Origin of the sequence: Photorhabdus namnaonensis (assembly GCF_001684335.1) — a bacterium.
GTDB classification, from domain to species: domain Bacteria; phylum Pseudomonadota; class Gammaproteobacteria; order Enterobacterales; family Enterobacteriaceae; genus Photorhabdus; species Photorhabdus namnaonensis.
In genome coordinates this window covers 52537-65189 of sequence record NZ_LOIC01000032.1, presented here as the reverse complement: position 1 = coordinate 65189, position 12653 = coordinate 52537, and the positions used below count along the sequence as shown (strand labels likewise).

Annotated in this window: 8 protein-coding genes and 1 pseudogene; 5 read left to right on the top strand and 4 right to left on the bottom strand. The window is 45.2% G+C overall.

What is annotated here, in order from left to right:
* Positions 1-4: 4 nt before the first annotated feature.
* The 4 genes from pcnB to sfsA form a co-directional block, all read right to left on the bottom strand.
* Entirely contained in the window at positions 5-1570 is a 1566-nt protein-coding gene (pcnB, locus tag Phpb_RS06370; protein WP_065389648.1) for a polynucleotide adenylyltransferase PcnB, read from the bottom strand.
* A gap of 87 nt (positions 1571-1657) precedes the next feature.
* Positions 1658-2560 carry a tRNA glutamyl-Q(34) synthetase GluQRS gene (gene gluQRS / locus Phpb_RS06365; RefSeq protein WP_065389630.1) on the bottom strand — a complete coding sequence of 301 codons (903 nt, stop codon included), beginning with the start codon at positions 2558-2560 and terminating at the stop codon, positions 1658-1660.
* 62 nt (positions 2561-2622) lie between these two features.
* Positions 2623-3078 (bottom strand): RNA polymerase-binding protein DksA, encoded by a 456-nt coding sequence (dksA, locus tag Phpb_RS06360; RefSeq protein WP_011145244.1) that lies wholly within the window; start codon positions 3076-3078, stop codon positions 2623-2625.
* A 194-nt stretch (positions 3079-3272) separates the two neighbouring features.
* Positions 3273-3980, bottom strand: a complete 708-nt coding sequence (gene sfsA, locus Phpb_RS06355; protein WP_065389629.1) for a DNA/RNA nuclease SfsA — start codon at positions 3978-3980, stop codon at positions 3273-3275.
* A gap of 92 nt (positions 3981-4072) precedes the next feature.
* On the opposite strand from sfsA, the gene hrpB reads away from it, so the two are divergent.
* The 5 genes and pseudogenes from hrpB to Phpb_RS06330 all read left to right on the top strand — a co-directional run bounded on the left by hrpB (position 4073) and on the right by Phpb_RS06330 (position 12127).
* The gene (gene hrpB, locus Phpb_RS06350) at positions 4073-6511 is read left to right on the top strand and encodes an ATP-dependent helicase HrpB (RefSeq protein WP_205634742.1); all 2439 of its coding nucleotides are present in this window, start codon (positions 4073-4075) and stop codon (positions 6509-6511) included.
* 93 nt (positions 6512-6604) lie between these two features.
* On the top strand, positions 6605-9064 hold the full coding sequence (gene mrcB, locus Phpb_RS06345) for a bifunctional glycosyl transferase/transpeptidase (protein WP_065389627.1): 2460 nt from the start codon (positions 6605-6607) through the stop codon (positions 9062-9064).
* Between the two features lie 371 nt (positions 9065-9435).
* Positions 9436-10218, top strand: a pseudogene (locus Phpb_RS06340) (PAAR domain-containing protein); the annotation flags it as partial.
* A gap of 266 nt (positions 10219-10484) precedes the next feature.
* Entirely contained in the window at positions 10485-10817 is a 333-nt protein-coding gene (locus tag Phpb_RS06335) for a helix-turn-helix transcriptional regulator (protein WP_455430679.1), read from the top strand.
* Positions 10811-12127: a type II toxin-antitoxin system HipA family toxin gene (locus Phpb_RS06330; RefSeq protein ID WP_065389626.1), complete on the top strand. Its 1317-nt coding sequence runs from the start codon at positions 10811-10813 to the stop codon at positions 12125-12127. Before Phpb_RS06335 ends, Phpb_RS06330 begins: the two co-directional genes overlap by 7 nt.
* Positions 12128-12653: the final 526 nt, after the last annotated feature.

Sequence of the window (12653 nt, the reverse complement as noted above, 5' to 3'; positions counted from 1 at the left end):
ATTATCAGCCGTTCCTGCTCAGTCTTTGTTTATAGTGACGGCGCGGTCGTGTGCGACGACGGACAATCTCACTACCCAGGTCGGAAATCATACTCCGTTGCTGTGATGCATTGACTTGCTGAAACTCTCCCCACCAATGGGCAAGTTCTTTTAGCTCATTGCGGTTTTCGACATTGGCCCTGAGTTCCAGTAAATCATAGGCAGCACGAAATTTCGGGTTCTCCATCAACTTATTTGCCCGTTTACCGTGACGACGTGGCAGACGTAACTGTAATTGCCAGATATCACGCATGATGGTTGTCAGGCGTTTAGGAATAGCAATCGAGTGGCATTGCTCATCCAGAATATCATTCATAGCCAATGCAAAAGCGTCGTAGTAAGCCAGGCCGCCTTCTTGGGACAGTTTTTCCGCATGTTCAACCAGTGGATACCAGAGCATCGCGGCGAACAAAAACGCCGGATTAACCCGTTTATCGTTCTGTAACCGGAAATCAGTATTCTTCAAAACCTGATTGACCATACGTTCCATTGGCGAGTCGTTATTTTCGGTGAAATAGCGTTGAACTAATGGAAAAAGTGGTTGAAATAAGCGGTACTCGCGCAGAAGTTGATAAGTGCTGTAGCCTTGACCGGTTTGTAAAAGTTTTAGCGATTCTTCAAACAGGCGGGCTGGTGGAATATTACTCAGCAGAAAAGCCAAACGAGAAATCGGTTCGGCGGTATCTTCGCTGATGGTCATATTTAGTTTGCTGGCGAATCGGATCGCACGCAGCATTCTTACTGGATCCTCTCGATAGCGAGTTTCAGGATCGCCAATCAAACGGATAACACCGGTTTCCAGATCATGCAGGCCACCGGCATAATCACGCAGAGAGAAATCATTGATGCCGTAATAGAGGCTGTTTATGGTGAAATCGCGGCGCATAGCATCTTCTTCAATTGATCCGAAGATGTTATCCCGTAGTAGCATGCCGCTTTGTGCTTGTTGTGACTGATTTTTATCGCCGGAACTCGTCTGTTCATGTGGGCCACGGAATGTTGCGACTTCGATCACTTCCTGACCAAACATAATATGAGCTAAGCGAAAGCGGCGCCCAACCAGACGGCAGTTGCGAAATAGCTTACGTACCTGTTCTGGCGTTGCATTGGTGGCAATATCAAAATCTTTCGGTTTCGTGCCGAGCAATAAATCACGGACGCCGCCGCCAACCAGATAGGCTTCAAAGCCGGATTTATTCAGACGGTAAAGAACTTTCAGTGCATTTTCACTGATATCTCTGCGGGAAATACTATGTTGTTCCCGTGGAATTATCGATATTAATGAGTCAGGATGAGGATTCTCCTGTTCAAACTTCCTTTGTATTTCCACATTGGATGAAGATTGATAAGGGTTTTGGCGATTAGAGTGAAGAGTTACGTACTCTTCCTGAGTAGAACGATTAGATCCGGTGACTGATCCTTCACTGGCTGCCTGTGGTTCGCGGTTATTTTTCCCTTCGCGGATCAATAAGTTACGGCAGAAATTTGCTACTCGGTTAAAAATGGTACACCTCGATAAGTAACTAATCATATAAAACAAATAAAAACAGCGGCTAATCATAGCCTACTGTGTATTTTTTGAGAATGGTTGTTATGACTAACCGTAACTTTATTCACGTTACCTATGTATTTTACCTTGTCGTGGAATTCGGTCCAGATCCCAATGTGCTGTTGCTTTTTTCAACAACTGATCACGAGAAAGATCTTGCCAGTTTTCTATGATAGGTTGATTAAGGAAAGATAGTGCCTCAATCAGTAATGGCCGAGGATCATCCAATGGGATCGGCTGGGCATGATTCTGTTTAGAAAGTTTATTGCCATCCTTATTCAGAGCGAGTGGTAAATGAATATAGTCAGGTATTTTAAGGTTTAACTGCTGATAAAGCGCCATCTGACGGACGGTGGGTTCGATCAAATCAGCGCCTCTTACCACCTCGGTTACTTCTTGGTAATCATCATCAATAACAACCACTAAATTATAGGCAAATAAACCATCACGACGGTGAATAATAAAATCTTCTTCAGCCATGATCGGATCGGCGTTCAGATATCCTTGCAACTTATCTTCGAAACCGTAAATCGGATGACGCTGTTTGAATCGAATTGCTGCATGATCAACGGGCAAATTTAATTCACGACAGTTTCTATTATAAAAACCATTAGTCTGGTGAATGCGTTGACGGGTACAGGTACAGTAATAGCTTAAGCCTTGTTGTTGCAATTGATTAAGGATATGACGGTAAGCCTCATGGCGCTGAGATTGATAGAGAATTTCACCATCCCAATGTAAACCGTAATGCTCAAGCGCATGAAGAATACGGTCGGCAGCACCGGGGATTTCTCTGGGCGGATCAATATCATCGATACGTATCAGCCACTTTCCCTGACGAGCGCGGGCTTGCAAATAACTGCCAATGGCAGTGATTAATGAACCAAAATGCAGGTCGCCAGAAGGTGATGGGGCGAAACGCCCGATATAAGAGTGGGGACTATAAGCGCGGGGACGTTCAGATTTTATCATATGGGGATCGGTGGAGTTGTTTATACGGCGCCATGAAGACGCCGTATTCGGAACACCATTAATTAGCCAGCCATCTGTTTTTCACGGATTTCGGCCAGAGTTTTACAATCAATACACAAATCTGCGGTTGGACGGGCTTCCAAACGGCGGATGCCGATCTCAATGCCACAGGATTCACAAAAACCGAAATCGTCATCTTCGACTTTTTTCAGGGTTTTCTCGATCTTCTTAATCAATTTACGCTCACGATCACGGTTACGTAATTCAAGACTGAATTCTTCTTCCTGCGCCGCACGGTCAACTGGATCAGGGAAGTTCGCTGCCTCATCTTGCATATGAGATACAGTACGATCTACTTCATCCCTGAGCTGATTGCGCCATGCTTCAAGAATTAGCTTGAAATGCGCCAACTGGGCATCGTTCATGTATTCTTCACCTGGCTTTTCTTGGTAAGGTTCTACCCCAGCGATGGCGAGAATGCTTAAGGACGAGGTTTTACGTTTTTGCCCTTCTTGCATAATACTTCTCCTACACACGCACTATCAAACAAACCCCTAGCGGGGAAAAAAACAGGCCGCTATAAATAGCAGATGGAGCATGGGTTGGCAATTGTTCCTGCCATTAGTTTCACAATGGTGTGAAAGCAAATGTGTTGCATGCCTTTACACCTTGTACAACCTGGCTGCAAATATTAGGTGAATCGATAAATTAATTATTTTAGTACAAAAGTTAACTTATCGCCTAAAATCATCCCTTTTCCTGCCATGTTGGCCTGGTAACAGATAACTTCGACCCCAGAATTTTGCGCTTGTTCCAAAAGAGATGAATAATTATGATCAATATGTGCCGCCGCCGCGACCTGTCTGATGCCGGAATGCAAAACCGCAAAGAACAAAACCGCTCTTTGCCCTTGTTCTGCGATGTGTTGCAATTCCCGTAGGTGTTTTTGTCCGCGGGTCGTGACAGCATCAGGGAAATAGCCACAATTTTCTTGAAGAAGCGTCACTGATTTCACTTCAATATAACAATTAACTTGCTGTTCTGCTTGTAATAATAGATCTATCCGACTGTTCTCTGCGCCATATTTCACTTCGCGACTGATTTTTTTATATTCAGAAAATTCTGGAATGGCATTTTGTGCAATGGCCTCAGCGACTAAATCATTCGCTCTGAGCGTATTAACGCAAATCCAGTGACCATCCCGTGTTTCTGTTAATTCCCAACTGTTGGGGTATTTACGCTTGGGATTATCAGATGTGGAGTACCAAACCGTATCTCCCGGTGTCGCGCAGCCGGTCATTGCGCCCGTATTGGCACAATGGATGGTCAGTGTTTCGCCTTCCGGTGTGATGACATCAGCCAGGAAACGTTTATAACGACGAATTAGCGTGGCGGATTGTAAGGGTGGATGGAATTCCATAAAAACTCCTTGATGACTGATGGCATAAGATTGATGCGGGCAATGCTACAATGCCGGCGGTTGAAAGTTAACTTTCTTTGTATGGAGTATTTGTGTCTTTATTGCCTGTATATGAGGTCGTCGAGCCTGTCCTGAGTGCGTTGAAAGGTTCACAACAGGTCCTGCTTCATGCTCCGGCGGGTGCCGGAAAATCGACAGTTTTGCCACTGGAAATTCTGAAAAAAGCCGATTTTTCTGGGCGTATTATAATGTTAGAACCAAGGCGAATTGCCGCTCGCAGCGTTGCCGATCGCCTTGCAGCTCAACTGAATGAAAATGCCGGGCAGACTGTGGGTTACCGGATGCGTTCAGAAACGAAAGTGAGTACAACCACCCGCCTTGAAGTGGTAACGGAAGGCATTTTAACCCGTATGTTGCAGCAAGATCCCATGCTGACCGGGGTTTCTCTGGTGATTCTGGATGAATTCCATGAGCGTAGCTTGCAGGCCGATTTGGCGCTGGCGTTGTTACTGGATGTACAGGCAGGTTTGCGGGATGATCTGCGAATTTTGATTATGTCAGCCACCTTGGATAATCAGCGGCTCTCTGCTTTATTATCTGATGCGCCGGTGATGACTTCTCAAGGGCGAAGCTTTCCTGTAACCAGACATTATTATCCTTTGCCTGCTCATCAACCTTTTGAACAGAGTATCGCTACCGTTGTATTGCGGTTACTCCAACAGGAGAAAGGTTCCGTGCTGTTGTTTTTACCGGGTAGTGGGGAAATTCAACGGGTATTTGGACTTCTTAGCGGGAGAGTTGCTGAGAATACCGATTTATGTCCGTTATACGGTGCGTTGTCATTGGCTGAACAACAAAAAGCTATCGAGCCTTCACCATGTGGACGCCGTAAAGTTGTTTTGGCGACCAACATTGCAGAAACCAGCTTAACGATTGAAGGTATTCGATTGGTGGTTGATAGCGGCCTTGAACGCACGACGCGTTTTGAACCCAAAAATGGGCTGACTCGCCTGATTACTCAACGCATCAGTCAAGCTTCTATGACACAACGGGCTGGTCGAGCGGGACGACTGGAAGCCGGAATTTGTTGGCATCTATTCAGCCAGGAACAGGCAGAAAGAGCGGCAGAACATAGCGAGCCAGAAATTCTGAATGCTGATCTCAGTAGCTTATGGCTCTCCTTATTGCAGTGGGGATGTCATGATATTTCCCAATTGCATTGGCTAGACATGCCACCGGCGGCAGCTCTGGCGGTAGCCAAGTCGCTGTTGTTACAGTTAGGCGCAGTCAATAACAATGGTCAGTTAACGTCCAGAGGCAGAAAAATGGCGGAATCCGGCAGTGATCCGCGTTTAGCGGCGATGTTATGTGCAGGGTTGGAACAAGGGGCCGATATGCTGGCAACCGCTGCTATGCTGACTGCGATTCTGGAGGAACCGCCCCGAGATGGTCAGCCGGATATCACTTATTGGGTTGAACAGCGACAGGCTCATTGGTTACGGCGAGCCAAGCAGTTAACCAGGAATATGGGCGATCACTTTGGTGAGCCAGACGGTGGATTTGCTGCAATGCTATTAGCTCAAGGTTTCCCTGACAGAATAGCCAAAAATCGGGATAAGGGAGGGCGTTTTCAACTGGCGAATGGTCTGGGAACGATAATCGATGATGAAGAAAAGTTATCTGGCGAATCGTGGCTGGTGGCTCCTTCATTATTACAAAACAGTAAAAATCCTGATGCGCGTATTTTACTGGCTTGTCCTCTGGATATTGAACGACTGGTACAGCAACAACCGAATTTATTCAGCGAGCAGAGTGTCGTTGAATGGGATGATAACAAAGGAACGTTGCAAGCCTGGAAACGGCTGCAATGTGGCAGCCTGACAGTAAAAGCCCAACGATTGGCAAAACCTTCCGATGAGCAATTACGACAGGCTCTGCTAAACTGGTTACGCAGTGAGGGATTAGATGAGCTGAACTGGTCACCTGCGGCAGTTCAGTTGTGCATCCGTATCCAATGTGCGGCTAAATGGTTGCCTGAAATGCAGTGGCCGGCAGTAGATAATGATGCATTAATAGCTTCTCTTGATGATTGGTTGATGCCGTTCCTTACTGGTGTGCATGATTTGAAAGGGTTGAAACAGATTGATTTGTTGCCGGTGCTGGAAAATTTGCTGGATTGGCAACAACAACAGTGTCTGGATAATGAACTGCCTATTTATTACACTGTCCCGACCGGCAGTCGGATAGCAATTCGTTATTTCAATGATAAACCACCGGTATTATCTGTTCGGATGCAGGAAATATATGGTGAGCGGCAAAGCCCATCTCTGGCAAAAGGGCGGGTAACACTGGTGCTTGAACTATTATCACCGGCTCAAAGGCCATTGCAGATCACGCAGGATCTGGCTGCTTTTTGGCAAGGGTCCTATCGTGAAGTACAAAAAGAGATGAAAGGGCGTTACCCAAAACATTTATGGCCGGATGATCCGGCAAATACGCTACCTACTCGGCGGACAAAAAAGTATTCGTAATAGAATTTACTCCTTGTTTTTGCAGGTGAATAAATTCATTAAAAAATATGAAAACCCATTAATAGCATCTGAGCGGTTTTGGAGAGTTTTGGAATGTCTGGTGAAGATCGTCAACCAATCGGACGTAAAGGCAAAAAGTTGGTATCCCGCCGTAAACGGCCATTAAAGAGACGGTATCTGTTGGATGATGATGATAATGGCTATGAAGATGATGACTACGATAATGAAGAGGATCAACCCATGACAACGAAAGGAAAGTATTCTCGTCCACCTAAGAAAAAGTGGCGTTGGTTCTGGTTGTTATTCAAGATATTTATTATTTTTGCCGTATTACTGGCGGCTTATGGTGTCTATCTGGATGCCAAAATCCGTGATCGTATTGATGGAAAAGTCTGGGAATTGCCGGCGGCGGTCTATGGCCGAATGGTCAATCTTGAACCGGGCATGAACTACAGTAAGAAAGAGATGGTACATCTGCTGGAAGGGATGCAGTATCGCCAGGTGACGAAAATTACCCGTCCCGGGGAGTTTTCTGTCAGAGGTGAAACCATTGAAATGTTACGTCGTCCGTTTGATTTCCCGGACAGCAAAGAGGGGCAGATCCACGCTCTGCTAACGTTCAGCGATAACCGTTTGGCGGGGATCGAAAATCTGGAAAACCAGCGTCAGTTTGGGTTCTTCCGTCTTGATCCGAAGCTGATTACTATGTTGCAGTCTCCCAATGGGGAGCAGCGGTTATTTGTGCCACGTTCTGGTTTCCCGGATTTACTGGTTAACACCTTGCTAGCGACGGAGGATCGCCATTTCTATCAACATGATGGTATCCGTATTCTTTCCATTGGGCGTGCGGCACTGGCTAACTTGACTGCCGGTCGTACGGTGCAGGGAGGAAGTACCCTGACGCAACAATTGGTGAGAAACCTGTTCCTGACCAATGAACGTACTTTGGTGCGCAAAGCCAATGAAGCCTATATGGCTGTGCTGATGGATTATCGCTATAGCAAAGATCGGATTCTCGAACTGTATCTGAACGAAGTTTATTTAGGCAGAAGTGGTGATGGGGAGATCCGAGGATTCCCGCTGGCGAGCCTCTACTATTTTGGTCGTCCTGTGGATGAATTGAGTTTAGATCAACAGGCGTTGCTGGTCGGTATGGTGAAAGGGGCTTCACTCTATAATCCGTGGCGTAATCCTAAACTCGCTCTCCAGCGTCGTAATGTGGTGCTCAAGCTGTTACAAAACCAGCAAATTATTGATGAAGATCTTTATAAATTATTGAGCGCTCGTCCACTGGGAGTAAAACCGAAAGGTGGTGTTATTACCCCACAACCGGCGTTTATGCAGCTAGTTCGTAAGGAGTTGCAGGACCGACTGGGGGATAGAGTAAATGATCTGTCCGGCGTAAAAATCTTCACTACTTTAGACCCGGTATCTCAGGATGCGGCTGAAAACGCAGTGGAAGAGGGGATTGCCAGCCTGAGAAAAACCCGCAAAATCGCTGACCTTGAAGGGGCGATGGTGATTGTCGATCGCATCAGTGGTGAAATCAGGGCGATGGTTGGGGGTTCTCAACCTCAATATGCTGGATTTAACCGAGCGATGATGGCGCGCCGTTCGATTGGCTCACTAGCAAAACCTTCGACTTATTTGGCGGCATTGAGCGAGCCGGATCAATATCGGTTGAATACCTGGCTGGCGGATGAACCTCTTGCGGTAAAACAGCCGAACAGCAAGGTTTGGGAACCGAGAAATTATGACCGTCGTTTCCGTGGGCGTGTCCTGTTGATAGATGGGCTGGCAAATTCATTGAATATTCCTACGGTGAATCTTGGATTGGCGGTTGGCCTTGATCATGTCAGCAACACCTTGATCCGGCTTGGCGTACCGGAGGAAGTGATTCAACAGGTTCCAGCCATGTTACTGGGTTCTCTTAGCTTGACACCTTTAGAAGTAGCGCAGGAATACCAGACAATGGCGAGTGGCGGCAACCGTGCGACGCTTTCCGCGTTACGTTCTGTCATCGCGGAGGATGGTACCGTGATATATCAGAGTTACCCACAGGCTGAACGGGCTGTACCGGCTCAGGCGGCTTATTTGACGCTGTATGGTATGCAGCAGGTGGTGGCGAATGGAACCTCTCGTTCTCTGAACGCTAAGTTTGGTCGTTATAATCTGGCGGGTAAAACGGGTACCACCAATGATCTGCGTGATAGCTGGTTTGCCGGAATCGATGGTAAAGAGGTGGTGATAGCGTGGGTTGGCCGCGATAACAACGACCCGACTAATCTGACCGGTGCTACAGGGGCGTTGAATGTGTATCGCCGTTATCTGGAAAATCAGACGCCGCTGATGTTGAATAATATTCCACCGGAAGGCATTGTTGATATGGCGGTTAATCAGGATGGCAGCTTTAGCTGTAGTAGCAGTGGTTGGCGAACATTACCTGTTTGGACTTATGACCCACAGAGCTTGTGCCAGCAAACAGCGGTATCAGCACCTGTTCAACAGCAAGAACAAGCACCGAGCTGGTTGCGAGAGATGTTTGGCCAATAATAAATATTTGATGAGATAAATGATAAAACGCTGATCTCTATGGTCAGCGTTTTTGTTTTCTGGGTAAAGTAGAGCGCTATTCATCCCACAGAGCTGTTCACTCCCTTTTTACCTGCTTTCCAAACATACCGCGTTATTATCCTTTTAGTCTTATGTTTGTTATTTTATTGTAAATAAATTGTTATAAATTATGAGTTATTACGCCCATCATAGGCAATAAAATCGGCAATTTTCAGAATATTCCTATATGTTTTTTAAGTGAAATCTGATTAATTGTTGATCATGTGTATTAGCTTGATGGTGATAATAATATGACGATAATTTCAATTAGCTTCACTCTCCATGCTGTAAACCAATGGAGAAGTGAATAGATGGCAATAGGATATTTCTTGCTCGTTGGTGATAAGACAACCTGTGGCGGACAGATTATCACCGGTGACCACACCATGACATTTAATGGACGGGCGACCGCTCGTGAAGGGGATACAGTTACCTGTGGCAAACATCCCGGTACTTACATGATTGTCGGTGGTGTATCTGACGTGTTTGACATGGGCCGCAAGCTGGCTGGCACATTGGACAGTGTGAGTACTTGCCCCTGTCGGGCTAGGTTTATCAACTCGGAGATGGACAGCTATGAGAAGCAGGAGCAGCCTAATCATCGGGCTACAGCGCCTGTGAATATGGCGGCCCAGAATTTCTCGTCGCCGGTGAAGGAAACGAGAAACGTTCAGCCCGCACCTCCTGTGACTAAAGAGCCTCCAATACCGGTATTTGCGAAATCCTGCTTACGGGGTAAAGGTTGTACTGATGCCGGAACCGAGGCTGAACCGGCGAATAACTTCGGCAGAATGGCGATATATCAGGTGCCGTCATCTCCCACTCCGGTGACGCCGCAAAAACCGGAACCGCCTCCGCAAGGTGAGAAACAGCCGCCTGAACCGGATAAACCGCAGGATAAAAAATTACCGTGGTATAAGCGATGGTTCCGTAGTGGTGAAGATAAAGCCGAAGCCGCCGCTACCGCTGTGGCTGCAACTGCCCGCAGCGCGGTAGCGGAAGGGGAAACGCTGGTGATGCGTTACATTGGCGGCGGCACTATCAGTGCAGGACGTTGGCTGGCGGCGCCGAATCCGGTGACAGTTGGGTTGTTACTCTGACATTGATCGATGAAGAACGGCCCCGTTATGTTTACCCAAATCAATTACCATTCCTTTGGTTAATCCAATGACGCGTGCATTTAGTTCCTACCGATATCAACTCATCTCATGATGTTCCATATATTGGATATTAATGCTGTTAAAGTCTATAATGTCTTTTTAATAGGACATTAGCATATAAGGTTGTGATTGATATATAATGTTCTTATAATTGCTCATTATAGATATTAATGGTTTTAATGTATCATTTTTGGAGCGTTATGATGTTACATGAAAAAACAGCTTTAGCAATTGCAGAAGAGTTGGGAGAACGCTTGAAACAAGCTCGACTAAATAATGATCTGACTCAAGCTGAAATTGCTGAACTTTTAGGCGTCACAAGAAAAACTGTACTGAATGCTGAAAAAGGTAAAGTCCAATTAGAGATTTTTGTTGCCATTATGGCCGCGTTAAACTTAACCGAACAATTAGATCTTTTTCTTCCCAAACAAAGCATATCTCCTATCCAACTCGCTAAACTTCAAGGAAAAAAACGACAACGAGCATCTGGTCTTAGAAAAAACAAGATTGAAGAGGATACACCAGAATGGTAATGGAAGTTATCAGCGTAATTTACAATCAGCATAAAGTTGGTGCGATGAGTTTTGACCCTAGTAAAAATTTGGGCTTATTTCAGTACGACCCCAACTTTATCGCTAAAGGGATCGAACTGTCTCCGTTGAAAATGCCTTTGACAAATAAAATCTACAGTTTTCCAGAACTGGACTATAACACGTTTAAAGGACTACCTGGATTGATTGCAGACTCACTACCAGACGACTTTGGCAACGCTGTACTCAATGCATGGGTTGCAGCTCAAGGTAAATCTCCTAACGACATTACACCTTTGCAGCGACTTCAATATACTGGGAAAAGAGGGATGGGGGCTCTTGAATACGCACCAGCAACCAAAATGAGAAACCTTAGTTCCTCAAAACAAGTAGAAATAGATTCATTGGTTTCTATTGCCCAAGAAATTCTTGACTCTCGTGGCAATTTTACTGCTGAGTTGGTTAATAATGGTCAGGAAGATCGCGAGGCCATGATGTCACTACTTTCCGTGGGTATGAGTGCTGGCGGAGCCAGACCCAAAGCTATACTAGCCTTTAATGAGGATTTCACTCAGGTTCGTTCTGGTCAAGTTAAAGTCCCTAACGGTTTTATTCACTATCTTATGAAATTTGATGGTGTCAGTGAGCACAACAAAAACCAGGAAACCTTTGGTGATCCACTAGGCTTTGGAGCGATGGAATATGTATACCATTTGATGGCAAAAGATTGCGGTATAGACATGATGCCCTGCCGATTACTCCATGAAGGCAACAGGCGTCACTTTATCACACAGCGTTTTGATCGTCTGGGGAATAAAAAAATCCATGTTCAAACATTAAATGGACTTGCTCACGTTGACTATAAAAAACCAGGTTCTTTCTCCTACGCAGAACTTTTCTTTGTTGCCAGGCAGCTAAAACTATCGGCTAAGGCTGCTGAACAGCTACTAAGAAGAATGTGCTTTAATATCATTGCTAGGAATCATGATGATCACGCTAAAAACTTCGCGTTTATATTAAAAGGCAAAAAATGGGATTTGGCACCGGCCTACGATTTGGCCTACAGTTATAAGCCTGACAGTAGATGGGTAAACAGTCACTGGATGAGTTTAAACGGTAAAAGAGATAACTTCACTCGGCAAGATTTTTATTCATTGGAAAAACTAAGTCCGTTGTTCACCAAAAAAATGGTCAATGGGATTATTGAGGAAACCATAGAAAAAGTCTCTGCTTGGAGTAAGATAGCCGCTGATTTTGGTGTACCAAAATCGTTGATTGATCTAGTTGATACAAATTTGAGATTGAATATCTAATATTGAAATCCTGATTTTCAAAAATAAGCTATAAATATAAGCAGCTTAGGAGTTGTTGTTAAAAAAGCCCTGCATTACAGAACTTTTGTGTGAGGGGCTTGATACAGATGGGGATTATGTGTTTGCCGATGCTGATTTATCAGCTTGAGCCTGTTTCCGGCTCTTCGGCCTCCTGTTCAGAGGTCTGACCATTACTTTCGTTCAACTCTTTGGCTGACGCGGCAGCATGACTCTCCAGCGTGGATGCCATTTTGCAAGAAGTTGGACTATTTAATTATATCGATATAGAAAGTGATGAAGAATAATTATTTACTAACTTGGGCATAGAACCTATATAGATTATTCCAACTCCTTTCGAATCATGTGGTGTAATTATTATCAATAAGCCCTAAAATGTCCTATGTGAATTTTCATATAATCCAGAGCTCTATTCCAAATAAGCATTAATAGCGCTTTCAGATATTATGAGAGATTAATGAATGCTATTATATCTGGTCAGGAAAAATAAAATATCAGTTATTTTTAA